The sequence below is a fragment of the Bradyrhizobium sp. in8p8 genome, assembly GCF_000426845.1.
GTDB classification, from domain to species: Bacteria; Pseudomonadota; Alphaproteobacteria; order Rhizobiales; family Xanthobacteraceae; genus Bradyrhizobium; species Bradyrhizobium japonicum_C.
Genome location: NZ_AUGD01000005.1, coordinates 22,755 through 47,009 on the forward strand (window position 1 = coordinate 22,755; position 24,255 = coordinate 47,009).

Consider the following 24,255-nt stretch of genomic DNA (forward strand, 5'->3'; position numbering starts at 1 on the left):
GCATTGGTACGAGGTCATATGCTCAGTCGTGCGCAGGTACAGCAACTGCTCAACAATCTGCTGGAGCTTGGGCCGCGCCGCCTGATGGCCTTGGGGTTGATCGGCTTTGCGGTTCTCGTCACCGTAGTTGGCGGAACCTACTATCTCAGCCGCCCCGAATTCGAAACGCTCTACACAGGCCTCACCCGAGAAGACGTGACGCGCATCGGCGCAGCGCTGCGCGAGCAGAACATCGCCTTCGATGTCAACGCCGCCGGCGATGCGGTTTCGGTCCGCCCGAGCCAGACCATGCAGGCGCGAATGCTGCTCGCCGAGAAGGGGCTGCCGACCAGCGCCAATTCCGGCTACGAGCTGTTCGACAAGATCGGCTCGCTCGGCCTGACCTCGTTCATGCAGGAGGTCACCAAGCTCAGGGCACTGGAAGGCGAGATCGCCCGCACGGTGCAATTAATGAAAGGCGTGAAGGCGGCGCGCGTACATATCGTGCTGCCGGTGCGCGGCTCGTTTCGCGCAACGCAGCAGCCGCCGTCGGCGTCCGTCGTGCTCCGCACGGACAGTGCGATCGAGGCGCGCACGGCTCAGTCGATCCGTCATCTCGTCGCCGCTGCCGTCCCCGGCATGAGCCGCGACAAGGTGACTGTGCTGGACGCTGACGGATCCATGTTGCTCGCAGAAGAGGATGAGGCGAGCGCCGCGCCGAGCAAGATGGCGAGCCTGCAGAAGACTGTCAGCGGAATGGTGCAGGAGAACATCCGCAAGGCGCTGACGCCGTATCTCGGCCTCGACAATTTCGAGGTGAGCGTCGCTCCGCAGTTGTCCACCGACAAGCGGCAGATCAACGAGACCGTCTATGATCCCGAGAACCGCGCCGAGCGCTCGGTACGGGCCGTGCGCGAGAAGGAATCCTCGCAGAACGCGGACCGATCGACGCCGACCACGGTGCAGCAAAATCTTCCCGACCAGCAGGTGAATGCCGGCGGCGGCAAGAACTCCAGCGAGGACAAGACCCGCCGCGAGGACGTCACCAATTTCGAGGTCTCGTCCAAGACGACGACGACGGTGAGCGACGGCTATTCCGTCAAGAAGCTGTTCATTGCCGTCCTTGTCAACCGAGCGCGGCTGGTCGCGGATCTCGGCGACAAGAGCAACCAGGCGATTGTCGACAGCAAGCTCGCAGAGATAAGCCAGCTCGCGGCGACGGCGGGCGGGCTGGACAAGACGCGCGGCGACCAGATCCAGGTGACGGCCGTCGACTTTATCGAGGGTTCGCGTGAGCTGGCCCCAGTGCCGCCGATCAGCTTCGTCGAGATGATCAACAAGCAGCTCGGCAGCGTCATCAACGCGGTGACGATTCTGGCCGTCGCTTCGATGCTGGTGTGGTTCGGGCTGCGGCCGGCGGTCAACGGGATACTGACCCATCGCGCGGAGCAGGAGCAGGTCGAGGCGGCTGAGGTCGCCCAACTCGAGGCTGCGGCAGCGAGTGCTTTACCCGAGGGCGAGGAGACGGAGCTCAACCTCGTCGAAGACCTCGAAGGCAAGATGCAGCGTACGCCGCAGAAGCGGCTCGAGCAGATCGTCCGACTCGACCAGATGCAGGCGGCAGCGATCCTAAAGGACTGGATGCGGCGTGAGGAGGCGGCATGAACGCGGCAATCGGAAAACTCCTGACGCAGTTCGATGCGAATGGCCGCGTCAAGTCGCCGCCGCCTCCGCCGCCGAAAATCCAGGACGTGCTGACCAGGCAGAAGGAAGCCCGGCGCGAGCCGCCGCCTCGATCGCATGCTCAGGCTGAGCCGCAGCCACAACCGCAGGCGTCCCCAGCGTCGCCCGCGACGGAGGCTCCGTCGGTCAATCTCCTGGACGATGCCTATCGGCGCGGCCATGCGGCCGGCGTCGCAGAGAGCGACGCCAAGCTGGCCGAGGAACGCGTGCGCAGCGCAATCCGACTGGGCGAGGAGCGGGCGAAATGGTCCGACCAGCAGGCTGTCGCAATCGTCAGCGGATTCGAGGCAGCCTGCCGTGAGATCGAGACCAACATCGCAAGCTCCGTTGCGCGGATATTGCTGCCGTTCCTCACGGACGCGGTGCGCGACAAGGCGATCGGATCGCTGGTCGAGCAAATCGCGGCGCTAACCGGCAACTCTTCGGTGCCGGCCTTCAAGGTCACGGGCCGAAGCGATCTGCTCGATCTCGTCAAGACGCAACTCGAGGCGTCCAGACGAACCGGCATTGTGTATGAGGCGGCCGAGACTCTCGAGGTCCGCGTCGTCGCTGACCAAACCGTGATCGAGACGCAGATCTCCGCATGGAGTGAACGCCTTAAGGAGGCGCGCCGGTAGTCCGCCATGGAAGAGGTCAAGCATGAGATCGTGATCGTCCGCCGGCGCAGCGCCTTCGCCGAGGAGGCACATCACGGCGGCGTCTGGAAGATCGCCTATGCGGACTTCATGACCGCGATGATGGCTTTCTTCCTGGTCATGTGGCTGCTCAATGCGCTCAACCAGGACCAGAAGCAGGTGGTCGCGAGCTATTTCAACCCGATCAAGCTCGCGGAGAACGCACCCGCCCCAAAGGGGCTCAAGGACCTCTCAAAGAAGGAGCCGTCATCGTTCGAAGGCCAGGATGGCAAGCGCCAGCCGGCCGGACCGAATGAAGAACGCCGCGGCGACTCCCCAACTGCCGAGAAGCCGGCCTCCTACGAGGAAAAGGTTCTGTTCCGCGATCCCTATGCGACTCTTGCCGAAATCGCCAGCAGCGCGAACCAGTCTTCGGGCCAGCGGCGTGCCGGCGCTCTGACATCTGCCGAAGAGGAGGGCCTCAAAGGTGGCGATGCCTACCGTGATCCCTTCGATCCCGGCTATTGGAGGCTGGCGCCGCAAGCGTCCAAGGATGCGGATCGCTTCATCGAGAGCGAGCCCAGGCCGAATGCTTCCGCGCGCGATGTCTCCGTAGCCGCTCAGAGTGAGCCGCCGGCGCATCGTGCCAAGGTGGACGAGACCGGCGGAAGCATGGCGCCAAACGCGGATATCCCGTCCGCGAGCCTGTCGCCTCTGCTGCCGCCGGGGCCTGCGCCGACGCAATCCTCACGGGAGGGCAGCGCTGCTCAAGCTGGCGTCCAGGCCAATACCGCCGCGCAGGCGCGATCCAACGACACCGCGAAAGAGTCCGAACCGCATGATGCAGCGCAAGCGCAGCAGCCGACCCTCAAGCACCTTCAGTCCGCAATCGCGGACGCGCTGTCGGATATCAAGGCGGGCGCGGGGCCAGCGGCCGAGGTGCGTCAGGTTGAGGAGGGTCTGCTGATCAGCCTGACCGACGATGCGAGCTTCGGCATGTTCGCGGTCGGCTCGGCCGAGCCGCGGCCCGAACTGATCCGCGTGATCGACAAGATCGGCCCGCTGCTGACGAAGCGGCAGGGCATGGTCATCGTGCGCGGCCATACCGACAATCGGCCGTATCGCTCGGAAACCTATGACAATTGGCGGCTGTCGACCGCTCGTGCGCAGATGGCCTATTACATGCTGGTTCGTTCCGGGGTGGACGCGCGGAGGATCGAGCATATCGAAGGTTATGCCGACCGGCGGCCGAAGCTTCCGAATGATCCGGCGGCTGCACAGAACCGGCGGATCGAAATCCTGATCCGGGAGAAGCGCCCTTGATCAGGCTGCTGCGCCACGCCGCCCTGCTGCTGCTCTTTACGGCGGCGAATGCGTTTGCTCAATCTGTGCCCCGGCTCGATGAACCCTATGAGCTCGTGCGCGCGCTACAGGCGGTACAGGACGGTATCTCCAACGGTGACACCGCCGCACATAACAGCCACATCGCGCTGATTCGGCAGATCGGCGACAAATTTCTCGCTGCCGATCCCGGCGTATGGAGCAATCCGCAGAACGGACAGGCCGTCGTCATCTACCTGCTCAGCGGCGGAGCGCCGCAATTGGTTCGCAAGCTGCCGCGCGACAAGATGAAGGTCGACGAGCGGCTGCTCAATGGTGCGCTTGCCTATGTCGAGGGACGTCAGGAGGAAGCGCGGGAGCTGCTCAAGGACATCAAGCCGAGAACGATTCCCTCGGGCCTCGGCGGACAGGTCGCGCTGGTCCAGGGCGCACTGTTCGCGCGTGCAGAGGCATCGTTCGCGATCGAGCGTCTGGACGAGGCGCGCCTGCTGTTGCCCGGCACGTTGGTCGAGGAGGCGGCGCTGCGGCGCGAGATCCTGTTGGTGGGGCAAGCGGAGGATTTCGAGAAGTTTGAGTTCCTGACGCTGGCTTACATCCGCCATTACCGCAACTCGATCTATGCAGGCGATTTCTGGCAGCGCTTCTCCACCGGGCTGACGCAATCGAACCTGGCGCTGGACGAGCGCCGATTTGCGCGGATCGCCGCGCTGCTGGAGCAGATCGATCGCGCAAGCCGCCTCACGCTGTATCTGGTGATCGCGCGCGCGGCCATGGTGCGTGGTCGGCTGCCCGTGACCCGGCTTGCCGGCGAGCGGGCCCTCACGCTCAGCGCCGACGCATCAGTGGAACGCGAGCGCGCCCATTTCTTCCGCGGCGCTTCGCGAGTGCTCACAGACGAATATGACGGCGGTCTCGCCGAGCTGAAGGCGCTCGACCGCGCGAAGCTGCCCGAGCGCGACGTTCCTCTCCTGAATGCCACGGTGCAGCTCGCGCTCGACGTGCGGAAGCCGTTCGCAAGCGGATCCGCCGCGGCGGCCGACAAACCTCCGGCAACGCCGGCGCGACTCGATCTGGCCTCGTCGACCGGGATGCTCGCGCGCGCGCAGAAGCAGCTGGGCGAGCTCGAACTCCTCACCAGGGACCGCCGTCCATGACCAAACTCAGTGGAACCTCCGGACAGCTCTTCTCGGCGCTTGCCGAGAGCCTCAATGTGCGCGAGACGTCGCGTTCGGCAAAAGGCTCCGGGGTCAAGTCGCAGGCAAGTTCGTCGTTCAACGATCTGCTCCACACCGTCTCGAATCTCGCCAAACAAGCCCTGGGCGATGATGGCGGCGATACCACCGCGAGCGCCGGAGCGCTGCGCACGCATCTGGCCCATCCGGCCGAGCAGGCGAAGAAGGCTACGGCGCTGCACGAACGCATCGCAGCGTCCGAGCGGCCAGAGTCTCCAGAGGATTCCTCCGAGAAGAAGGCCGACGGGTCGTCCGAGAGGCCACTTCCGGTGGATCATGCCACCGGGACAGATATCCAGGGTCAGTCGAGCACCGTTGCGGTGCTCGGGCAGGAGGTCGCCGCCGCGCCCGCTGTGAAAACGCAGATGGCGTTGCGGTCCACCGACAAGGATGCCCCCGCGCGCGACGAGCGCTCCGGGGCGGCTAAGCGCGACCCGCTCACCACGGGTGCGGCGAAGACGGCGCCGTCCGATAGCACTCCGCCCAGCACCGCAGCAACCGCCGCGCGCTCGCAGGCTGCCGTCTCGCAAACGATGGCGCCGCAGCCCGCGTCGACACAAGGTGGGGAGTCTTCGAGCACAATGCCGGCTTCACCCGGCTTCGAGGCGGTTACGGCAAACGTTGAGCGGGCCGCCAAAACCTCGGCGCGCGCCGCGCTCCCTGAGACGACCAAGCTCACCGTGGTCCAGCAGGAGACCCATCTGCCTCCGGCCCAGTTCAACGCTCCGCAACAGGTCGCCAATGCGGCCGTCACCGAGCTGAAAGAGTCCTCGGGACCGACCATGGCCGCGGCGCCTGATCTCGCAGCATCCCAGACCAATGCGCCGGATCAGCCGCTCAAGATACTGACCGTCAATCTCGAGCCACCCGCGCTCGGCAATGTCACCTTGCGCCTGCGCCTCGTCGGCACTGAAGTGTCCGTCCAGCTTGCGGCCGAGCGCAAGGACACGAGCCAGCTGCTCGACCGGCAACGCGATCAGATCCGCGACCTCATGCAGTCGGCGGGCTATGTCGCTGATGTTGCGCCGGTCCAGCACGGCTCGCTGGACGCCTTCCAAAGCGGCTCCGGCCAGTCGCAGCCGCAGCTCGCGGGTCAGCATCAATCGTCACCGCAGTCGCAAGGCACGTTTGGCGGCACCGGAACGTCGTCGGGGCAATCGGACGGCGGCGCCAAGCAGGCTCGCCAGGAGCGCCAGTTCAGTCAGGAGACGCGTCATGATCAGGACGTGGCGCCGCATCTTCGTCGCGGCCCTGTTTATCTCTAATGCAGGCGCCGCCCAGGCGGCCGCCGAAACTGCGCGCCCCTGCGAGCGCGAGATGGCACGCGCGGCGCGTCAGCACGGCATTCCGCTCGGCATTCTCTATGCGGTCGGCCTGACCGAGACCGGCCGGCGCGGCGCACTCCATCCTTACGCTCTCGGTGCCGCCGGCCAGACGGTGTTCGCCAAGGACGTGGATGACGCAATCGCGAATTTCGACGCGATGCGCAGCAAAGGCATCAAGCTGATCGATCTCGGCTGTATGCAAATCAACCACTATTATCACGGCGACAAGTTCGCTTCGGTTCGGGCCATGTTCGATCCCGCGAGGAACGTCGAGTACGCCGCGCGCTTCCTCAAGGAGCTGAAGCAGCGCGAAGGCAGCTGGACCATGGCCGTCGCCCGCTACAATGCAGGCCCCAACAACCAGCCGGCCCAGAAGCGCTACGTCTGTCACATCGTCGCTCATCTCGTCTCGAGCGGCTTCGGTGCGTGGACCGACAAGGCGCGCTCGTTATGTCAGCCGAGAACGACCTGACAACAGGAAGTTGTGCATCGCGCCCAATCATCAGCCCCGCGCAAGCAAGACGCCCCATTGTAGCCGCAACCTACCAAAGGAGCCCAATTCATGAGCCTGTATGGCGTTATGCGCACCGGCGTTTCCGGAATGAGCGCGCAGTCCAACAAGCTGTCGACGGTCTCGGATAACATCGCCAACGTCAACACAACCGGCTACAAGCGGGCCTCCACGGAGTTCTCCTCGCTAATCCTGAAGAGCGGCTCGGGCAATTACGATTCTGGCGCCGTCGAGACCACGATCCGCTACGCCATCTCGGATCCCGGACATACGCAGTTCACCACGTCGAGCACGGACCTCGCCGTCCAGGGCAACGGCTTCTTCGTGGTGTCGAACGCCAACAACACGCAGCAGTTTCTAACGCGCGCCGGCTCCTTCGTGCCGGACAGTCAGGGCAATCTGGTCAATGCGGCGGGCTACTATCTTCTTGGGCAGCCTGGCCTGGTGACCAACTTCTCGCAGAACAGCCTGGCCGGCATGCAAATCGTCAACATTGCCCAGATTCCGCAAGTGCCTGTGCCGTCAACGACGGCAACGCTCACGACCGGCAATCTGGATCCGGAAGCAGCCATCATCGCAGGTCCGCCCAGCCCGGCATCGTATTCATCGAAAAGCTCGATCGTGGCCTACAACAATATCGGCCAGGCCGTTACGCTTGACGTTTATATGTCCCACACCGCGACCGCTGCCGGCTCGGATACCTGGCAGATAGAGGTCTATGACTCCGCGACGGGCACCTCGCTGGGGGCCGCCACCACTTTCACCTTCGACACCACGGCGGCCGGCAGGGGCGCGCTGGCCGCGGCAAGCCCGACCGGTCTCACAGTGACTGTCCCCGGCGGTGCGGCACTGACCATGGACCTGTCGAACATGACGCAGGTCGGGACCGACTTCAGCTTCAAGGCCACCGTCAATGGCAGCGTTCCCGCGGCCATCGATAAGGTCGACGTCGACGATGCGGGCCACGTGACGGCGATCCTCAAGAATGGGCAGCAACTGACGCTCTACACGATCATGCTCGCCGACGTCGCGAGCCCCGACAATCTGACGCCCGAGCCGGGCAACGTCTATTCGACCAACCTCAATTCCGGCAACGCGCAGGCCGGAAATGCCGGCACCGGCGGACTCGGCACGATCCAGTCCGGTGCCTTGGAGGCCTCCAACGTCGACCTCGCGGACGAGCTCACTGGGATGATCGAGGCCCAACGCGGCTTCACCGCGAACTCGAAATCGTTCCAGACCGGCGCCGATCTGCTGGATGTCGTCGTCAACCTGAAGCGCTGAATTCTTCAACGCTCGTTTCGGGCAAGAGCACCATGTCCCTTACCGCCGCTCTCAACTCGGCCCGCTCCTCGCTCATGGCGTCGAGCATCCAGTCGTCGGTCATCTCGCGCAACATCGCCGGTGCCAGCGCCACCGGCTACTCGCGCAAGCTGACCGAGCTGGACAATCTTCCCGGCGCCGGCGTCTATGTCGCGGCGATCCAGCGCGCCGCCAGCTCCGGGCTCTACGACAACGTCCTGGTCGCGACCTCGTCGTCGGCCAAGCAAAGCGCGATCTATGATGGCCTCCAGAGAATCGCCGCCGCGACTGTGGACGATCCAGAGCTCGAGCAATCGCCGACCGCACAGCTCAATGCGCTGAAGCAGGCGCTCCAGAAGTATGCCAACGCCCCCGACAACACCACGCTGGCGCAGGCGGCCGTCGCATCGGCCAAGGACATGGCGAGCGCTCTCAACCAGGCGACCAAGACCGTGCAGTCGGTCCGCGAGAGCGCTGATGCCGACATGAGGACGTCCGTTCAGAACATCAACCAGCTGCTCTCCCAGTTCGATGCCGTGAACACTGCGATCGTGAAGGGCACGATCTCCGGCGACGACATCACCGACTACCTCGACCAGCGCGACAACATCGTCTCGCAGCTGTCGCAGGAGGTCGGCGTCACCATGTCGATCCGGCCCAATGGCGACGCTGCGCTCTATGCGGATAGCGGCGTCGTTCTGTTCGACAAGACGGCGCGGACGGTCAGCTTTGCGCCGACGAATGCCTACACCGCCGCGACCACGGGCAATGCCGTCTACATCGACGGCGTCCCCGTGACCGGCGCCAATTCGGTGATGCCACTGAAGTCGGGCAAGCTCGCGGGTCTCGCTCAGCTCCGCGACCAGGACGCCGTCACCTACCAGAGTCAGCTCGACGAAATCGCGCGCGGCCTGATCAATACGTTCAGAGAAAGCGATCAAACGGCCGCAGCGCTGCCCGACGTTCCCGGTCTCTTCACCTATCCCGGTGCGCCGGCGATGCCCGCGAGCGCCACCGTCTCGGTAGGACTCGCCGGTACGATTTCGGTTGCAGCCTCCGTCGATCCGGCCTTGGGTGGCAACCCGAACCTGCTGCGCGACGGCGCCATCAGCGGCAATCCTGCCTACCAATACAACACCGCCGGCGACGGTGGCTATTCGGCCCGGCTGCAGCAGCTCATCGGCGACATGGATGCGTCGCAGCCGTTCGATGCGACCACGCAAGGCAAGCCGAGCGGCAGCCTGATCGACTTTGCATCGTCGTCGGCGAGCTGGATCGAAAACCAGCGCAAGACCGCCAACGACAACTCCGAGTACCAGAGCACATTGCTCAACCGCAGCATCACCGCATTGTCGAACGTCAACGGCGTCAACATGGACGACGAGATGGCGTTGATGCTCCAGGTCGAGCGCACTTATTCGGCGTCGTCAAAGATCATCTCGACCGTAGATGAGATGCTGCAAAGCCTGCTGGCTGCCGTGGGGAATTGAGTCATGATGAGCGCGAACTACGTTTCCACCCTGATGTTGTCCTCGTCGTTGAGGTATTCGATCACAGGCAATCAGGCGGCACTCAGCAGGGCCTCGATGGAGGCGACCACCGGGCGCTTCTACGACGTCGGCCTCGAGCTCGGTGCGACGACGGGGAGCGACCTCACGCTGCGGGCGGACTGGAGCTTCGCCGATCAGCTCGTCGATACCAACGGGCTGGTCGCGGGGCGCTTGGACGTGACGCAGAACCGGATCACCCAGCTCAGCGAGACCGCCACGGACTTCCTCAAGGATTTGATCGCGGCACGCAGTACCGACGGCGGCGGCCGGGTCATCCTGCCGCCTGCAGCCTCCAATCTCCAGGATCTGATCGGTGCGCTGAACGTCTCATATAACGGCTCGTATCTGTTCTCCGGCATCAACACGCAGAACGCGCCCATCACGCCCTACACCGCGGGCTCGGCCAGCAAGAACCAGGTCGACGCCGACTTTCTCGCGGCCTTCGGCTTCTCGCAATCCTCGCCCGGCGTGGGTACCATTACCCCCGCCCAGATGCAGACCTTCCTCGACACGACCTTCGATGCCGAGTTCGCGAGCCCCGCCTGGAATACCAACTGGTCATCGGCCACCGACCAGACCATGCAAAGCCGCATCTCCACGACGGAGATCACCGATACCTCGGTCAGCGCCAATCAGATCGGCTTTCGCAGGCTCGCCGAGGCGTACACGATGATGGCCGACCTGGGGAACGTAAGCCTGAGCCAGGAGACATTTCAGGTCGTCGTGGACAAGGCGATCGGCCTCGTCGGTAACGCCATCAACGATCTTGCTGCGCTCGGAGGTGCCGTCGGCACGGTGCAGCAGCGGATCACCACCGCAACCGCCAAGCTGAAGACGCAGCAGGACATTCTGAACAATCAGATCGTCGGAATGGAGAAGGTGGACCCGACCGAGGCTTCGGTCCGGGTCAACACGCTGCAGACCCAGATCCAGACGGCACTGGCGCTCACCTCGCAGCTCCAGAAGATCAGTCTCATCAATTATCTCTGAGCCAAGGCGGCCCTGTCAGGCTCGTAACCTTTGTCTAGTTGTTCGGTCTCTTGCGCAGAGTGGTCCCGATGACGTTTGAAGCCTATGAAGCAGTCGTTGACGACAGTGCCTATGAGGCGCGCAGCCGCGAGCGGCAGGCACTCAGCCTCGGCATCGGCCGGCTCGAGCGGATCCAGAAGGATCGCTTCAGTGTCGAGGATCTGGTCGAAAGCCTGCTCTATGTGCGGCGACTGTGGACGATCTTCATCGAGGATCTGGCGCACCCGGAGAACGCACTTCCCGAAAAGCTGCGTGCCGACATCATCTCGATCGGCCTGTGGGTCGTCAAGGAAGCCGATCGGCTCCGCGAACAACGGTCGAACGACGTGGAGCAGCTCATCGAAATCAACCGCCTGATCCGAGACGCGCTCTAATGAAGATCTCCTTGCGCGCCGGCGAACGAATCTACGTCAACGGCGCGGTGCTCCGCGTGGACCGCAAGGTCTCGGTCGAGCTCGTCAACGACGTGATGTTCCTGCTCGAAGGGCAGGTCATGCAGGCTTCCGACGCCACCACGGCACTGCGGCAGCTCTATTTCATCGTCCAGCTCATGCTGATGAACCCGACTGACGTCCGGGACGCGGCTACGCTCTACGCTCAGCATCTCGCCGCCCTGTTTGCCGTGTGCGAGAACCGCGAGATGCTGGATGGACTAGGCGCAGTCGATGAGCTGGTTACGGCCACCCGCTACTTCGAGGCGCTCAAGCGGATTCGCGCCCTGTTTCCGGTGGAGCAGGCCATCCTGGCCGGCTCTGCCACCGTTTCCCCATTCGAGGCTGCCTGACAGCGGAGAGGCCAGATGAACGTCACCAGCGCGACCGAGAAGTCGTCCAGTTCGAACGGCACGACGTCGGCGACGTCGAGCAACAGCGTGGACTACAATACGTTTCTTCAGCTGCTCATTGCACAGATGAAGAATCAGGATCCGACCAACCCGATGGATACCGCGCAGTATATGAGCCAGTTCGCCCAGCTCTCGACGGTGGAGCAGGCAATGCAGACGAATGCAAAGCTGGACGCACTGCTGTCGTCGCAATCCTTGTCGCAAGCCAACGGGCTGATCGGGAAGACGGTCAGCTTCACGGACTCGACCGGTGCGAGTTTCAGCGGCAAAGTCGTTTCCGTCTCGATCAACAGCGACGGCTCCATCGCAACTCTCGCCGATGGCACGAAGGTTGCGGTCGGCCCCGGGCTCACGATCAGCCAGTCATGAACGAGCGGGACGCCCTCGACATCGTCCAGGCGGCGATCTGGACCATCATCGTCGCCTCCGGACCCGCGGTCGGCGCCGCGATGCTGGTCGGCACCGTCATCGCGCTGATCCAGGCCCTGACCCAGATCCAGGAGGTGACGCTGACCTTCGTTCCGAAGATCATCGTCATCCTCCTGGTCGTCGCCATCTCCGGCTCCTTCATCGGCGCGCATCTGTCGACCTTCACCGAGCTGGTCTATTCGCGGATCGAGCGCGGCTTCTGACCGGGCGGCGACCTGCCACCACCCTCGCGTAAGCTTTGCGCGGCAGATTGCGAGCCGGACCTCTCTGCCGGTGACTCATGGCCGATACCTTAGCTGCCAGCCTGCCCAGCCCGCGCCGCCTCGGAGCGGACGCCTTCTTCGCGGGCGGCATCGTGGCCATGCTCACGATCCTGTTCCTGCCGATTCCGCCGATCTTGATCGATCTCGGCCTCGCGTTCTCGATCGCGCTGTCGGCGCTGATCCTGATGGTCGCGTTGTGGATCCAGCGGCCGCTCGACTTCTCGGCCTTTCCGACCGTGCTGCTGATCGCGACGATCCTGCGCCTGGCGCTGAACATCGCGACCACGCGGCTGATCCTCTCGCGGGGCGGGGAGGGCGAACACGCGGCCGGCCACGTCGTCGCCGGCTTCTCGAAATTCGTCATGGGCGGCGACTTCGTCATCGGTCTGATCATCTTCGCTATCCTCGTCACCGTGAACTTCGTCGTGATTACCAAGGGCGCGACGCGTATCGCCGAAGTCGGGGCCCGCTTCACGCTCGACGCCATTCCCGGCAAGCAGATGGCGATCGACGCCGACCTGTCCGCAGGCCTGATCGACGACAAGGAAGCCCAGCGCCGGCGCCGTGAACTGGAAGAGGAGAGCGCGTTCTTCGGCGCCATGGACGGTGCCTCGAAGTTCGTCCGCGGTGACGCCATCGCCGGCCTGCTCATCACCGCGATCAACATCTTCGGCGGCATCGTCATCGGCGTGACCCATCACGGGTTGACCCTCTCCCGCGCTGCCGACGTCTACACCAAGCTTTCCGTCGGCGACGGCCTGGTGTCGCAGATGCCGGCGCTGATCGTGTCGCTGTCGGCAGGCCTTCTGGTCTCCAAGGGCGGCACCAGGGGCTCTGCGGAGCAGGCGGTGCTGCGGCAGCTCGGCGGATATCCGCGCGCTGTGTCGGCTGCCGCGCTGATGATGTTCGTGCTCGCCTTGATGCCGGGTCTGCCGATGGCGCCGTTCGTTTTGCTCGGAGGCGTTATGGCCTTCGTCGGCTATTCGCTGCCGAAGCGGCAGGCCGCGCTGAAACAGAAGGAGGATGCGCGCAAGGCCGACGAGCGCGCCCAGGCGGAGGCCAAGGAATCCGTCAAGGAGCAGCTCAAGACCGCCGAGATCGAGCTGGCGCTCGGCGGCCACCTCTCGGTCCATCTGCTGGGCTCGCGCACCGAGCTCGCCCACCGCGTCGCCAAGATTCGCAAGAAGTTCGCCAAGCAATACGGCTTCGTCATTCCCGAGATCAAGCTCACCGACAATCTGTCGATCGACCCCAAGTGTTACCAGATCCGGATCCACGACACGCGCGTCGCCCATGGCGAACTCAGGCTCGGCGAGGTGCTGGTGCTGGTCGACAAGGATGGCAAGCCCGACGTACCCGGCGACGAGGTCATCGAGCCTGCTTTCGGCATGAAGGCGCTGTGGGTGACGGAAGCCTTCACCGACGAGGTCAAGCGGCAGGGCTGCAAGCCGGTCGACAATCTGTCGGTGCTGCTCACCCATCTGAGCGAGGTGATCAGGGCGAACCTCGCCCAGCTCCTCTCCTACAAGGACATGCGGGCCCTGCTCGACCGGCTCGATCCCGAGTACAAGCGCCTGGTCGAGGATCTCTGCCCCTCGCAGATCTCCTATTCGGGTCTGCTGGCGATCCTGAAGATCCTGCTCGCCGAGCGAGTCTCAATTCGCAACCTTCACCTCATCCTCGAGGCAATCGCCGAAATCGCGCCCCATGTGCGCCGCTCCGAGCAGGTCGCGGAGCACGTGCGCACGCGGCTTGCGCAGCAGATCTGCGGCGACCTCTCCGACAATGGCGTGCTCAACGTGCTCCGTCTTGGCAACCGGTGGGACCTCGCGTTCCACCAGAGCCTGAAGCGCGACGCCAAGGGCGACGTCATCGAGTTCGACGCCGACCCGCGCCTGATCGAGCAATTCGCGACCGAAGCCAGCACCGCGATCCGCAAGTTCACCGAGATCGGCACCAGCGTGGTCTTGGCGGTGACTCCCGAAGCCCGACCGTATGTTCGGATGATCCTGGAGCGGGTGTTTCCGACCTTGCCCATCCTGTCGCATGTCGAAGTTGCGCGCAGCGCCGAGATCAGGGCGCTCGGGGCCATATCGTGATCAGCGGCCTCGCCGACAGCGTGCTGGTGACGTTCATCGTGTTCTGCCGCATCGGCGCCTGCCTGATGCTGGTGCCCGGCTATTCCAGCGTCAACGTTCCGCCCCAGGTGCGCCTGTTCGTCGCGCTCGTCACGACCTTTGCGCTGACGCCCGTCCTGGTCGCGGTCCTGAAACCGCTCACGGACAATGCGGCGCCGTTGACGCTGGCGCTCCTGATCTGCTCCGAACTCGTGGTCGGCAGCGTCATCGGGCTCGGCGGGCGGGTGTTCTTCCTGGCGCTCCAGACCATGGCGACCATGATGGCGAGCGCGATCGGGCTCAGCAACATCCCGGGCACGCCCATCGGAGATACCGACCCGGCGCCGGCGCTGGTGCCGTTGATCATGGCATCCGTCACCACGCTGTTCTTCATGACCGACCAGCATTGGCAGGTGCTGCGCGGGCTTATGAACTCCTACGACGTCTGGCATCCCGGCAGCAGGCTCGGCGGCAGCATGGCGCTCGACCTGCTCGTCGGGCGTCTCTCGGAAGCGTTCGTGCTGACGCTGCGGATCACCAGCCCTTTCATCGTCTACTCCGTGATCGTCAACCTGGCGGTCGGACTGATCAACAAGTTGACGCCGGCGATTCCGGTCTATTTCATCTCGGTGCCCTTCGTGCTGTTCGGCGGCTTTCTGCTGCTCTATCTCACGAGCGACGAGTTGCTGACGCAGTTCATGCTCGGTGTCTCGTTGACGCTGGCGGAGTGATCAGGGCATGACATCGCGCGCGGACAAGCTCGGCCGGATGGTCTCTCTCGTGAAGCTCCAGCTTCGGCTGTCCGAATGGCAGCTCGCGCAATTGCGAGAGCAGGAGCGCAGCCTGCAGGACGAGCAGGAATGGCTGGTCGGAGCCCTGAACGATGGCACCCCGCCCACGGGATCGTCGAGCGATTCGATCGCGCGGCGTTTGAACAGGACCAGCGTCGGCGCACGCAGCGTGCGGGCGCAGGCCTCGCAGCAGCTCGACCAGGTTCGCGCGGAAAGCCGCCGCGTGAAACAACTCGAGGAGGTCGCGAAGGCGGCGCTTGCGGACAAGCTGCGTGAAGCGGAGAAGCGCTCGCTCGAGGATATGGCAGGCGCAAACCTGGTCTTGAGCCATTGGACGCCGGCGATCGCCAAGGGAAACAAGACATGATCGTGACAGCGACAACCGACCTCGTTCTCGATGTGCTCGAAGCCGCCGACCCCGTGGCGCAGCGCGCGGCCACCGCAAAGCTCGATGCACTGAGATCCTCCGATGCCGATTTCACGGTCGCGATGGAGGCGGAGGTCGGCAGGGCCAGGGCGGCAGCTGCCGATCAATCCGCAACGAAGGCTGCGGAAGTAAGGTCTGACGCGGTAAACGGCGCGCCGGTGCAGGTCATCAAGGCGCCGGCCTCCGGCGAGGTTTACCGGAAGTTCGAGGCCTTCATCCTCCAGACCTTCGTCGAGACAATGTTGCCGAAACAGTCGGAGGAGATCTTTGGCAAGGGCACGGCTGGTGGCGTCTGGAAGTCGATGCTTGCAGAGCAGCTTGGTAACCAGCTGGCGAAGGGCAAGGGCTTTGGCATCGCCAAGCAGCTCGCCTCCGCACGTCCGGATGGGCCGCGCGCTGCGGAGAAGGCCGGATCATGATCCGCAGAAGGGTGACAGAACTTGAGGGGTGAACTTCCGATGCAGCTACAAGAAGGCGCGGCGGCCATGACGATGGAGCAGACGCTCGCGGATACCGAAATGACGACGACGGAAGGAGCAGCAAATGATGCGCTGCTCCCCGTGCTGTTGCCGGCCGCGGGCGGCGAGATGATGGTTGACGCTGCGGATGCGGTGAGATCGGACGAGGTGCGCGGCCTGCTGGCCGCAATCCGTCGGCTCGCGGGCATCGTCGAGGAGGAGACGGCCGCGCTCGCGACGGGGCAGAAAATCGATTTCGACGATTTCAGCGCGCGCAAGAGCCGGAGCATGCTCGAGTTCGTCCGCCTGATGCGGGCGCGGATGCATCTTGGTGGCGAAGTCGAGATTACCGAGGAGATCCAGCGGTTGCGCGAGAGACTCGAGCGGAATCGTTCGATTCTGGAAATGCACTACGATGCGGTGCGCGAGGTCGCCGCCATCATCGTGAAGGCGATCAAGGAAGCCGAGTCGGACGGCACCTATACCGGCCGCGCAGCGCAGGACGGACAATGATCAGACTTGTGCTGGCGGGGCTCTGGGTGTGCATCCTCACCGTGGGCACGAGCTATGCGGTGGCCTACTGGAAGGAAAATGGCAGCCTGCTGCCGGCGAAGGACGAATATCTCGACGGGCTGCAATATCAGAAGACGCGAGTCCTGAGCGTGCCAATGGTCGAGAACGGCAACGTGCAGGGCTACATCGTCGCACGTTTCGTCTATACCGTGGAGGGGCGGACGATGCACCAGCTGACGGTGCCGCCGGAGCCCTTTGTTGTCGACGAGGCCTTCCGCAGGATCTATGCCGACGATCGCCTCGATTTCAGGAAGCTCGCCCGTTACGATCTCTCCATCCTGACGACAGCCATCAAGCAGCGCGTCAATGAGCGGATGCAGGCTGAAATCGTCCAGGACGTTCTGGTCGAGGACTTCAACTACGTGTCCAAGGAACAATTCCAGCAGAAGCCGTAGCGCCTGACGGCTGGCGTGGATGCTCGTATCGGCCGATAGGACGGCACCTCTCCGTTGCTCCCACCCTGTGGAGGGCAACCGCAATTGACCATTCAGCAGAGCTCGCCATGCCCGGCTTGTCCCGGGCATCTACGTCTTTTTGTGCCACAAAGAAGGCGTGGACGGCCGGGACAAGCCCGGCCAAGACGCTGGAGATGCCGTGTCAGTTGCCCGCCGGATATGCCGCCGGCACGGCATGCGCCCTGTTCAAGAGGATGCCGACATCGTCGAGCTCCTGCACCTGCTCGTCGAGGGTCTCGCCGGCCGGGATGTTGAGGCGGTAACCGACATAACGCCGGGCCACGATCGCGTCGAAGCCGAGGCGGTCGCGGAGCTTCTTGCGCAGCTTGCTGACATGGCTCTCGATCACGCTCTCGTCGAAGGTGGACTCGAAGATGCCGTAGACGGCGTTGAATATCTGCGTCTTGGTGATCCACTTCCCGTGGTTGGCGACCATATATTCGAGAATGCGCAGTTCGCGGCGGGGCAGGGTGAGCGCGTGGCCCGCGATCTCCGGGTCTCGGCCGTTGAAGAAGACTTGGATCCTGCTCTCGCAGGGCCTCGGCAGCTCGCCGACCCGGCGGCGCGCGATCGCGGCCGTCCGGGCGAGGATCTCGCGCAGGTGGATCGGGACGTGCACGACGTCGTCGACGCCCGATTCGAACAGCTCCAGCGTGTTCTTGAGCATCTTCTGGCCGCTCACGGCGATGATGGGAGCAGAGGAGCGCTTGCGCATCGCCCGCGGCAGGCTTCCACGGGCATCGCAATCCCCGAGCAGGAAGGCGTCCACCGCCGCCAGATCTGCTTCACTCGCGGACTGCAGCCAGTCCCAGAATTCTCCTGAGGAGAAGCCGATGGACGATACGCCTTCGCGAACGAGCCCTCCGACGTAGCTGCTTGCGACGCTCTCGCGATCATCAACGATAATAAACATCAGTCTTTCGCCCCTGTTTCGCACTTGCTGCGGCCGGCTGGTTGTTGTGATGCTCCGGCTCGGCAACGATGCTGTTTGACGACATTCCTTCCCGCGAACCGTTGTTATGGTGTCGATATTCACGGGCAGCCCTACGCATTCAGTGCCCGCTGCTCGCAGGCCTGCTACTCCGACTCGATACTGAAACGCTTACTGTGAGGCTCGGCGGGTGTCGTACGGATCACCTCGCGGAGCGGATCGAGAAACGACTAGAACAGTTGCGCCAAGTAGCTCATTGCGTCCGAACGCCACTGAACTGTGTCGGTCTCCTCGCCAACCGGCGAGAATCACTTGAGTAGGACCGTAACAATTGCCGATTTCCGATCAAGCGTGCGTAGCAAACCGTTTGCTATGTCTGCTTGATGCTGTTGATTCGCTTCAGGTTGTTTCTTGATGCATCCAAACGTAGCAGTTGATTTTGATGTTTAACTAGTTCTGCATCATGGAGGTTGTAAAGTTCCGCAACCGCTGGAATTTCAGCTGTTTCCGAGCGCTGCCGTGATTCATGCCCTGTGAGGGATTTGAACCCCGGATTGACACGGGCTGTCTCTCTTCTTCGTGCGACAATTCGACTCACGCTCGGAGGCGCGCCTCCAGCTTGGCGAAGTCTTGGCGCGTGTGTGTCTTTCGAGTCGCACTATCGCCGCGTGTATGGCGCGATTGCATCAAGTGGCCTCACGCGATGAAAGTGCGATGCGTACGTTTCGGGCAAGCTTCGGCAAATAACGTCACCGTTCGACAGTTCGAACAGAGCGGAGCATTTTCACATGTCGTCCGATGGACAAGCTCATCCCAATGCGACCGCGGATGCCTCCGCGGCGATGAAGCCGGTTGCGGGGTCAGGCGATAATTCGACGCGAGCGACCAAGCCGGCTGCGGACGCAAGGCGTGTTTCTGCCGTGGCGAGCGACGAAGTTCTCGCGAAAGAGGCGCTCGAGGGATTGAAACGGATTCGTGCCAAGGCACGCCTCGACAAGATGGCGATTCCGAAACCTGCGGCGGCCGTGATCAAGCCGGCCGTCATCGTGGCGAAGCCGCCGCCACCCAGTCCGCCATGGGTCGCGCCGCTCGCAACCCTGGCGGTCGCTGCCATGTTGGTGGTCTGCGCCTGCACCGGCGTGATCGCATATCTCACCACCCAACCCGCTCAGAACAATGTCACGGCAAATGCGGAGATCAGACATCTGCGTGAGACCGTCGCGCAGCTGCGCAGGCAGGTATCGGGAATGTCCGAGAATCTCGACGGCTTGCGCACCGCCGTCGATCAATCGAGCAAGGCGACGAATGATCGCTTCGGCAGGTTTGCCGAGAACCTGGACCGTATCGAGCGGGTGAGCTCGTCTTCGACGGCGAAGCTCGATAAGATCGCTCAGGTGCAGGCCCAGACTCCGGCGCCGGCAATTGTGCAAGCGCAGCCGGCGCCGCAGCAAGGACCGATGATGGCCTCGGTTGCAGCGCCCGAATTCACGGGCTCGGTGCCTGCGGCCGAGCGTGCGTCGGCGCCACGCAAGACGATCAAGGGCTGGTCGGTTCGTCAGGCCTATGAGGGCATCGCGATCCTGCAAGGCCCGAACGGCGTCGTCGAGGCCGTGCTGGGGCAACAGGTGCCGGGGCTTGGCCGCATCGAAGAGATCAGGAGCGAGAATGGGCGCCTGGTGGTGGAGTCCAGCGGCGGCGTCGTCTATTCGTCACGCAAGGCGACGCCCTGATCGAGCGCCGCCTTCTATTGGCGGTGATGCTCGAAGCTGGTGCATAGCAGATCAACCTCTGCCTCCGCGATCGGGGCGCGGAACAGGCGGCAGCTGAACTCGACGGTCGTCTTGTTGTCCGTCGTGATGCGATCTTCCCGCAGGAAGATGCATCGCTTGCAAACATCGGTGTGGTGCCGCTGCTCGGCGGCGTCCGACTGGTCCAGAACGTGGCGGAACGTGTCACGGAAGCGGATCTTGACGTCGTCGTCGAGTACGGCGACCGCCTCGACGAGAACGTTGACGGGATCGCGCACCAGGAATTTCTTGCCTTGCTGCGTCACGCTCAGCGTCACCGACCGCTTGTCCGTGGCGGAGCGCTTTCGCTCGAGATAGCCGAGCCGCTCGAGCTCGCCGATGATGAACGAAGCGGTGCCGCGCGTGGTGCCGACGTAGCTCGCGAGCGCAGAGGGCGTCCGCGAGAAGCGATTGGCGCGAGAGAGGAATCGCAGCGCCATCCATTCGCGGTCGCGCAACCCGTGCTTGGTGCCTTCGAACCACAGGATACGCGCGGCCTGCTCCAACAGTTCGATCGATTCGCGAGCCAAATTCATTTCAGTTCCAAGTCGGATAAACGTTTATTCAATTGAGCTCTGGGCGGCGCAATCTGAGTGGACCAGCATCAACCCGCAGGCGCTCCTTCATCCGTCGCCGGACCTCGGACCACGTGGGGAAAGTTGCCCCTCTGTGTCGGAGAGATGGAACTTCGGGCGTGGAACTAGGGCGTCACAAAGAAAGTTCGAGTAAACCGCGCGGCCCAAGTCCTTCGAAAATTTCACTCAAATGACGACGGCTTGCATGGGAGTCGGCGGAAATGGGCGGCGCGCCGGCAACATTATGTGTCATTGGCGCCTTTACCGGGCCTGTTTGTTGCGCCTATGAGCGCCGAGAGCGCGAATGTGTGCAACATCGCCAACGTCTGACGACCCGGCTGGCCGGAAGACAACCGCTATTTTCGGTTAATGGATGTTGCGATGCAATGAAGCTGGACGGTTAAGTCCGGCACTGCGCGAAAGCCGCGCCAATGTCAGAGTGTCGTTGGAATTGAGCGAGCATGTCGTTCAACGTGAACCCCTCAACTCATTCAGTCGCTGCTTGCGCACGCGCCGTCCTTTCGCGATGGGCCAATACCTGGACGGAGCCGAAGGATGACGCGTGGAGCCGCGCCCTGCTCGCAGGCTGGTGATTTGCGTATCGCCCGCAAGTATTGGCGAATGCGACGCCCCGGGCGCAATCAGCAGGAAGGAATAGACCAATGAGCTTCGAGACCACCATGACATCCGACGTTGTCGGGCTGACCAAGAGCGCCCCGGTCTCGCGGCGCGGATTCATGAGTGCCAGCGCGGCCGTGGCCGCCGGCTACACGCTTGCGGCAGGTCCGGTACGTGCCCAGGTGATCACGACCGACGCCAACGGCCTCCAGACCGGCGACGCCAAGATCAAGGTCGGCTCCGAAGAGATGCCTGCATACTTCGCCCGGCCGGCCGGCAACACCAAGGCGCCGGTGATCATCGTGGCGATGGAGATTTTCGGCCTTCACGAATACATCCGGGACGTAACGCGGCGCCTCGCCAAGCTCGGCGCGTTTGCTGTTGCGCCGGACTATTATTTCCGCAAGGGCGTCGACCTCACCAAGGTTTCGGAGATCAAGGATCTGCTGCCGGTGGTGAACGCCAAGCCCGACGCGGAGCTGCTGTCGGATCTCGATGCGACCGTGGCGTGGGCGCAATCGCAAGGCGGTGATGCCGCCAGGCTCGGCATCATCGGTTTCTGCCGGGGCGGCCGCACAGTCTGGGAGTACGCGGCCCACAGCGGCACCCTCAAGGCAGGCGTTGCCTTCTATGGTACGCTGATCGATCCCGCCAATCCGCTGTGGCCGAAGAGCCCGATGCAGCTCGCGCCCGAAATGAAGGCGCCGGTGCTCGGCCTCTACGGCGGCGCCGATTCCGGCATTCCGGTCGCCCAGGTCGAGCAGATGAAGGCCGCGCTCGAGCAGAACAAGAAGGCGGCCGAATTCAGGATCTATCCCGAAGCGCCGCACGGTTTCCACGCCGACTACCGCGGCAGTTACCGCAAGGACGCCGCGGAAGATGCCTGGAAGCAGGCGCAGGCCTGGTTCAGGAAGTATGGAGTCTTGAGCTGATGTTGGATGGCAAGAGGGCGGTCGAAGCGGCCGCCCTCGCACTTTCCGGGCGTGCCGATCGCCGTCGGCGCTGACTTCAGCAGCGGTGCACGTGCGCTGCATTGCGCGTGACGGGCGGCAGCCGCCGCGATCATGACGATCGATGTGGAAGCGACGGGACTATCGTCCTTCACCCGCGCGCCAGAGCGCATCGAGGCCCTGCCGGTAGGTCGGGTGGGCCAGCGTGACGCCAAGCTCGTGCTTCAACTTCGCGTTGGAGACGCGGGCGCTGCTGGCATAGAAACTGCGGGCCATCGCCGACATTTCGGCAGTGGCGAACGCCTCTTCGGGCGGCGGTGTAACGCCCATCAGTTTCGCTGCATAAGTGATCACGTCCTGCGGCGGCGCGGGCTCGTCATCGCAGATGTTCCAGATGCCGCCGCCCTGGTGATGAACAGCGGCCATGATTGCGCTCGCGATGTCGTCGACGTGGATGCGGTTGAAGACCTGTCCGGGCTTGATGATGCGCCTCGCCGTTCCCGCGCGCAGCGTCGCCAGCGCGTTGCGGCCGGGGCCGTAGATGCCCGCAAGCCGCAGGATCGCGGCATCGCCGTGCGTCGTGTCCGTCCAGGCCTGCTCCGCTGCGATCCGCATTTGCGTTCGCTCCAGTGTGGCCTGCGGCGGTGTGCTCTCGTCGACCCAGCCGCCGCCGTGATCGCCGTACACGCCGATGGTGGAGAGATAGACGACCCTGCGGCGCCCCGCCTGGAGCACGTCGCCGAACGCCGCGATCGCGGGATCGCCGGAGCTTCCGGGCGGGATCGACACCAATAGCACATCGGCCTCGCGAACCTGTTGAACGGTCGCGGGGGTGGAAGCGCCGTCGGAAAAGGCATGCACCTCCAGGCCGCCGAGGTCGTCCCGCTGCGCGGGATCGCGCACGGTGCCGGCGACGTGCGAGAAGCTGCCGCCGTGTTGGCGGACGAAGTGCCGGGCACTGTAGCCGAGGCCAAGGATGAAGAGCCGCATGCGTTTCCCGTGCAGGTCCGAGTTCCCGCGCGAGCTGCGCGTCCTTCGCTCATAAGAGATTTTTGGGTCCGGCAAAAGATATTGCGATTTGTCCCGTCCGCCGCTTCGAGGGATGCTCGCCCATCACAGGCAGATCGGAAGGGAGGCGTCGTTGGCGACCGGGGCGATGATGCAGGCACCGCCTGCGGCCGCGCGATGCGATGCCGACGAACTGATCCGGCGCGCGGCGGCGCTGATCTTCGACGTCGACGGCACCTTGGCCGAAACCGAGGAACTGCATCGGCAGGCCTTCAACCTTGCCTTTGCCCGCCAGGGTCTCGACTGGCATTGGGATCGCGCCGTCTACAAGGACCTGCTGCGGGTGACCGGCGGCAAGGAGCGCATGCGCGCCTACCATGCATCGCTGCGGACCGCGGCGCCACTGGTCGACGAGGACGTCGCCGAGCTTCACCGCATCAAGACCGCGCACTTTGCCGAACTCGTCAACACCGGCTGCTGCCCGTTGCGGCCGGGCGTGGCGGGACTGCTCGCAGCAGCAAGGGCGCGCGGCCAGCGGCTTGCGATCGCGACCACCACCTCGCACGGCAACATCGATGCGCTGCTCTCGCAGGCTTTGGGAACGCGCTGGGCGGCGGATTTCGACGCGGTGGTCGCCGGCGACGATGTCAGGCACAAGAAGCCGGCGCCGGACGTCTACCTCGAAGTGCTGGCGCGGCTGAAGCTGGATGCGCCCGACTGCGTCGCGGTCGAAGATTCCAGCAACGGCCTGATCGCGGCCTCCCGCGCTGGCGTCCCGGTTCTGATTACGCGCAGCATGTTCTTCGGAGAGGACGACTTCACCGCGGCGCGAGTCGTGCTGGACGATCTGTCGGAGCTCGGCGCCGCGACACAAAAAACCGAAAAACAACCCCATGCACAGTAGATCACGCAGGCGTGATCGCTCCGCTCAGTGGACGCGGTGACTCGTTCTATCGTCCTCGGCCTGCTCGACAATCTGCGCGATAGGGCTCGACTGGTGATGCACCAGGCGCCAGTCGTCGCCGACGCGCCGGAAATGGTTCGCAGCCGCCAAAGCGGTGCCGTCGACGATCTCGATGCACAGCACGCGCGCGCTGTCGCCGTCGACGATGGCCTGCGGCTCGGCGCAGACGATTTGCGGCCGCTCCGGGTTCTGGAGGATGTCACGCCAGCTTCCGATCACCGTGGCGCGCCCGATGATGGCCGGCCAACCGGGATGGATGCAGGAAATGGCGTCGTCATCCGCCCACATCCGCTTCATTTCGTCGAAGTCGCCGGTCGAAAAGGCGGCGTAGAAGGCCGCGTTGGCGGCGATGACCTTGCTGTCCTTTGCCATTGCTCTCGGGTGCGGCAATGGCAGGCAAAAATCAAGCGCGACTTCCGTCGACTTTGGCCGCAGTGCA

General features: G+C 63.9%; 26 protein-coding genes. 22 read left to right on the forward strand and 4 right to left on the reverse strand.

The features are described 5' to 3' along the window. The first annotated feature begins 18 nt into the window (after positions 1 to 18). The 19 genes from fliF to K408_RS0114895 all read left to right on the forward strand — a co-directional run bounded on the left by fliF (position 19) and on the right by K408_RS0114895 (position 16,923). The gene (fliF, locus tag K408_RS0114805; RefSeq protein WP_024339338.1) at positions 19 to 1,644 is read left to right on the forward strand and encodes a flagellar basal-body MS-ring/collar protein FliF; all 1,626 of its coding nucleotides are present in this window, start codon (positions 19 to 21) and stop codon (positions 1,642 to 1,644) included. Next, a complete protein-coding gene (locus tag K408_RS0114810) occupies positions 1,641 to 2,339 on the forward strand; it encodes a hypothetical protein (protein ID WP_024339339.1) in 699 nt (232 codons plus the stop codon). The genes fliF and K408_RS0114810 overlap by 4 nt, the downstream gene beginning before the upstream one ends. Positions 2,340 to 2,345: 6 nt before the next feature. Next, positions 2,346 to 3,659 (forward strand): MotB family protein, encoded by a 1,314-nt coding sequence (locus K408_RS0114815; protein ID WP_024339340.1) that lies wholly within the window; start codon positions 2,346 to 2,348, stop codon positions 3,657 to 3,659. Then, positions 3,656 to 4,831, forward strand: a complete 1,176-nt coding sequence (locus tag K408_RS0114820) for a chemotaxis protein (RefSeq protein ID WP_024339341.1) — start codon at positions 3,656 to 3,658, stop codon at positions 4,829 to 4,831. Before K408_RS0114815 ends, K408_RS0114820 begins: the two co-directional genes overlap by 4 nt. Then, positions 4,828 to 6,174 carry a flagellar hook-length control protein FliK gene (gene fliK / locus K408_RS0114825; protein WP_024339342.1) on the forward strand — a complete coding sequence of 449 codons (1,347 nt, stop codon included), beginning with the start codon at positions 4,828 to 4,830 and terminating at the stop codon, positions 6,172 to 6,174. Before K408_RS0114820 ends, fliK begins: the two co-directional genes overlap by 4 nt. Continuing rightward, on the forward strand, positions 6,125 to 6,706 hold the full coding sequence (locus K408_RS0114830; RefSeq protein ID WP_028145897.1) for a transglycosylase SLT domain-containing protein: 582 nt from the start codon (positions 6,125 to 6,127) through the stop codon (positions 6,704 to 6,706). The genes fliK and K408_RS0114830 overlap by 50 nt, the downstream gene beginning before the upstream one ends. A 90-nt stretch (positions 6,707 to 6,796) precedes the next feature. Further along, positions 6,797 to 8,029 (forward strand): flagellar hook protein FlgE, encoded by a 1,233-nt coding sequence (locus tag K408_RS0114835; RefSeq protein ID WP_024339344.1) that lies wholly within the window; start codon positions 6,797 to 6,799, stop codon positions 8,027 to 8,029. Positions 8,030 to 8,061: 32 nt separating this feature from the next. After that, the gene (flgK, locus tag K408_RS0114840) at positions 8,062 to 9,537 is read left to right on the forward strand and encodes a flagellar hook-associated protein FlgK (RefSeq protein ID WP_024339345.1); all 1,476 of its coding nucleotides are present in this window, start codon (positions 8,062 to 8,064) and stop codon (positions 9,535 to 9,537) included. 3 nt (positions 9,538 to 9,540) lie between these two features. After that, positions 9,541 to 10,587, forward strand: a complete 1,047-nt coding sequence (locus K408_RS0114845; protein ID WP_024339346.1) for a flagellar hook-associated family protein — start codon at positions 9,541 to 9,543, stop codon at positions 10,585 to 10,587. 68 nt (positions 10,588 to 10,655) lie between these two features. After that, complete coding sequence (gene flaF, locus K408_RS0114850; protein ID WP_024339347.1) at positions 10,656 to 11,000, forward strand: flagellar biosynthesis regulator FlaF; 345 nt, start codon at positions 10,656 to 10,658, stop codon at positions 10,998 to 11,000. Beyond that, on the forward strand, positions 11,000 to 11,410 hold the full coding sequence (gene flbT / locus K408_RS0114855; RefSeq protein ID WP_024339348.1) for a flagellar biosynthesis repressor FlbT: 411 nt from the start codon (positions 11,000 to 11,002) through the stop codon (positions 11,408 to 11,410). Before flaF ends, flbT begins: the two co-directional genes overlap by 1 nt. A gap of 15 nt (positions 11,411 to 11,425) precedes the next feature. Continuing rightward, on the forward strand, positions 11,426 to 11,839 hold the full coding sequence (flgD, locus tag K408_RS0114860) for a flagellar hook assembly protein FlgD (RefSeq protein ID WP_024339349.1): 414 nt from the start codon (positions 11,426 to 11,428) through the stop codon (positions 11,837 to 11,839). Beyond that, positions 11,836 to 12,102, forward strand: a complete 267-nt coding sequence (gene fliQ / locus K408_RS0114865) for a flagellar biosynthesis protein FliQ (RefSeq protein WP_024339350.1) — start codon at positions 11,836 to 11,838, stop codon at positions 12,100 to 12,102. Before flgD ends, fliQ begins: the two co-directional genes overlap by 4 nt. A gap of 77 nt (positions 12,103 to 12,179) precedes the next feature. Next, positions 12,180 to 14,261, forward strand: a complete 2,082-nt coding sequence (gene flhA / locus K408_RS0114870) for a flagellar biosynthesis protein FlhA (protein ID WP_024339351.1) — start codon at positions 12,180 to 12,182, stop codon at positions 14,259 to 14,261. Next, entirely contained in the window at positions 14,258 to 15,010 is a 753-nt protein-coding gene (gene fliR, locus K408_RS0114875) for a flagellar biosynthesis protein FliR (RefSeq protein ID WP_024339352.1), read from the forward strand. Before flhA ends, fliR begins: the two co-directional genes overlap by 4 nt. Positions 15,011 to 15,017: 7 nt before the next feature. Next, a complete protein-coding gene (locus K408_RS0114880) occupies positions 15,018 to 15,437 on the forward strand; it encodes a hypothetical protein (protein WP_024339353.1) in 420 nt (139 codons plus the stop codon). Further along, entirely contained in the window at positions 15,434 to 15,916 is a 483-nt protein-coding gene (locus K408_RS0114885; RefSeq protein ID WP_024339354.1) for a rod-binding protein, read from the forward strand. Before K408_RS0114880 ends, K408_RS0114885 begins: the two co-directional genes overlap by 4 nt. Before the next feature lie 39 nt (positions 15,917 to 15,955). Further along, entirely contained in the window at positions 15,956 to 16,468 is a 513-nt protein-coding gene (locus K408_RS0114890; protein WP_024339355.1) for a hypothetical protein, read from the forward strand. After that, on the forward strand, positions 16,465 to 16,923 hold the full coding sequence (locus K408_RS0114895) for a hypothetical protein (RefSeq protein ID WP_024339356.1): 459 nt from the start codon (positions 16,465 to 16,467) through the stop codon (positions 16,921 to 16,923). Before K408_RS0114890 ends, K408_RS0114895 begins: the two co-directional genes overlap by 4 nt. A 202-nt stretch (positions 16,924 to 17,125) precedes the next feature. Here K408_RS0114895 and K408_RS0114900 read toward each other — a convergent pair whose 3' ends face one another. Beyond that, positions 17,126 to 17,896, reverse strand: a complete 771-nt coding sequence (locus tag K408_RS0114900) for a response regulator transcription factor (protein WP_024339357.1) — start codon at positions 17,894 to 17,896, stop codon at positions 17,126 to 17,128. 806 nt (positions 17,897 to 18,702) lie between these two features. Here K408_RS0114900 and K408_RS0114905 point away from each other — a divergent pair. Next, positions 18,703 to 19,644, forward strand: coding sequence for a hypothetical protein (locus K408_RS0114905; protein WP_024339358.1), 942 nt, complete (start codon positions 18,703 to 18,705; stop codon positions 19,642 to 19,644). A gap of 14 nt (positions 19,645 to 19,658) precedes the next feature. On the opposite strand, the gene K408_RS0114910 is transcribed toward K408_RS0114905, so the two are convergent. Further along, on the reverse strand, positions 19,659 to 20,237 hold the full coding sequence (locus K408_RS0114910) for a MarR family winged helix-turn-helix transcriptional regulator (RefSeq protein WP_024339359.1): 579 nt from the start codon (positions 20,235 to 20,237) through the stop codon (positions 19,659 to 19,661). 701 nt (positions 20,238 to 20,938) lie between these two features. On the opposite strand from K408_RS0114910, the gene K408_RS0114915 reads away from it, so the two are divergent. Then, positions 20,939 to 21,826: a dienelactone hydrolase family protein gene (locus K408_RS0114915; protein ID WP_024339360.1), complete on the forward strand. Its 888-nt coding sequence runs from the start codon at positions 20,939 to 20,941 to the stop codon at positions 21,824 to 21,826. A 159-nt stretch (positions 21,827 to 21,985) separates the two neighbouring features. Here the strand turns inward: K408_RS0114915 and K408_RS0114920 are convergent, their stop codons facing one another. Further along, entirely contained in the window at positions 21,986 to 22,834 is an 849-nt protein-coding gene (locus K408_RS0114920; RefSeq protein WP_024339361.1) for an SDR family oxidoreductase, read from the reverse strand. A gap of 169 nt (positions 22,835 to 23,003) precedes the next feature. Here K408_RS0114920 and K408_RS0114925 point away from each other — a divergent pair, with 169 nt between their 5' ends. Next, positions 23,004 to 23,756, forward strand: a complete 753-nt coding sequence (locus K408_RS0114925; protein ID WP_155248458.1) for an HAD family hydrolase — start codon at positions 23,004 to 23,006, stop codon at positions 23,754 to 23,756. A 24-nt stretch (positions 23,757 to 23,780) separates the two neighbouring features. On the opposite strand, the gene K408_RS0114930 is transcribed toward K408_RS0114925, so the two are convergent. Continuing rightward, entirely contained in the window at positions 23,781 to 24,188 is a 408-nt protein-coding gene (locus K408_RS0114930) for a nuclear transport factor 2 family protein (RefSeq protein WP_024339363.1), read from the reverse strand. Positions 24,189 to 24,255: the final 67 nt, after the last annotated feature.

What these genes read in the sequence shown, in the direction of transcription:
- K408_RS0114925 (WP_155248458.1), top strand. Translation starts at nt 23,004, where the DNA reads ATGCAGGCACCGCCTGCGGCCGCGCGATGCGATGCCGACGAACTGATC.
- K408_RS0114810 (WP_024339339.1), top strand. Translation starts at nt 1,641, where the DNA reads ATGAACGCGGCAATCGGAAAACTCCTGACGCAGTTCGATGCGAATGGC.
- fliK (WP_024339342.1), top strand. Translation starts at nt 4,828, where the DNA reads ATGACCAAACTCAGTGGAACCTCCGGACAGCTCTTCTCGGCGCTTGCC.
- K408_RS0114815 (WP_024339340.1), top strand. Translation starts at nt 2,346, where the DNA reads ATGGAAGAGGTCAAGCATGAGATCGTGATCGTCCGCCGGCGCAGCGCC.
- K408_RS0114915 (WP_024339360.1), top strand. Translation starts at nt 20,939, where the DNA reads ATGAGCTTCGAGACCACCATGACATCCGACGTTGTCGGGCTGACCAAG.
- flbT (WP_024339348.1), top strand. Translation starts at nt 11,000, where the DNA reads ATGAAGATCTCCTTGCGCGCCGGCGAACGAATCTACGTCAACGGCGCG.
- K408_RS0114905 (WP_024339358.1), top strand. Translation starts at nt 18,703, where the DNA reads ATGTCGTCCGATGGACAAGCTCATCCCAATGCGACCGCGGATGCCTCC.
- flhA (WP_024339351.1), top strand. Translation starts at nt 12,180, where the DNA reads ATGGCCGATACCTTAGCTGCCAGCCTGCCCAGCCCGCGCCGCCTCGGA.
- K408_RS0114910 (WP_024339359.1), bottom strand. Translation starts at nt 20,237, where the DNA reads ATGAATTTGGCTCGCGAATCGATCGAACTGTTGGAGCAGGCCGCGCGT.
- flgD (WP_024339349.1), top strand. Translation starts at nt 11,426, where the DNA reads ATGAACGTCACCAGCGCGACCGAGAAGTCGTCCAGTTCGAACGGCACG.
- K408_RS0114835 (WP_024339344.1), top strand. Translation starts at nt 6,797, where the DNA reads ATGAGCCTGTATGGCGTTATGCGCACCGGCGTTTCCGGAATGAGCGCG.
- K408_RS0114890 (WP_024339355.1), top strand. Translation starts at nt 15,956, where the DNA reads ATGCAGCTACAAGAAGGCGCGGCGGCCATGACGATGGAGCAGACGCTC.
- fliF (WP_024339338.1), top strand. Translation starts at nt 19, where the DNA reads ATGCTCAGTCGTGCGCAGGTACAGCAACTGCTCAACAATCTGCTGGAG.
- K408_RS0114830 (WP_028145897.1), top strand. Translation starts at nt 6,125, where the DNA reads ATGATCAGGACGTGGCGCCGCATCTTCGTCGCGGCCCTGTTTATCTCT.
- K408_RS0114920 (WP_024339361.1), bottom strand. Translation starts at nt 22,834, where the DNA reads ATGCGGCTCTTCATCCTTGGCCTCGGCTACAGTGCCCGGCACTTCGTC.
- K408_RS0114845 (WP_024339346.1), top strand. Translation starts at nt 9,541, where the DNA reads ATGATGAGCGCGAACTACGTTTCCACCCTGATGTTGTCCTCGTCGTTG.
- K408_RS0114885 (WP_024339354.1), top strand. Translation starts at nt 15,434, where the DNA reads ATGATCGTGACAGCGACAACCGACCTCGTTCTCGATGTGCTCGAAGCC.
- K408_RS0114895 (WP_024339356.1), top strand. Translation starts at nt 16,465, where the DNA reads ATGATCAGACTTGTGCTGGCGGGGCTCTGGGTGTGCATCCTCACCGTG.
- fliQ (WP_024339350.1), top strand. Translation starts at nt 11,836, where the DNA reads ATGAACGAGCGGGACGCCCTCGACATCGTCCAGGCGGCGATCTGGACC.
- flaF (WP_024339347.1), top strand. Translation starts at nt 10,656, where the DNA reads ATGACGTTTGAAGCCTATGAAGCAGTCGTTGACGACAGTGCCTATGAG.
- flgK (WP_024339345.1), top strand. Translation starts at nt 8,062, where the DNA reads ATGTCCCTTACCGCCGCTCTCAACTCGGCCCGCTCCTCGCTCATGGCG.
- K408_RS0114930 (WP_024339363.1), bottom strand. Translation starts at nt 24,188, where the DNA reads ATGGCAAAGGACAGCAAGGTCATCGCCGCCAACGCGGCCTTCTACGCC.
- K408_RS0114880 (WP_024339353.1), top strand. Translation starts at nt 15,018, where the DNA reads ATGACATCGCGCGCGGACAAGCTCGGCCGGATGGTCTCTCTCGTGAAG.
- K408_RS0114900 (WP_024339357.1), bottom strand. Translation starts at nt 17,896, where the DNA reads ATGTTTATTATCGTTGATGATCGCGAGAGCGTCGCAAGCAGCTACGTC.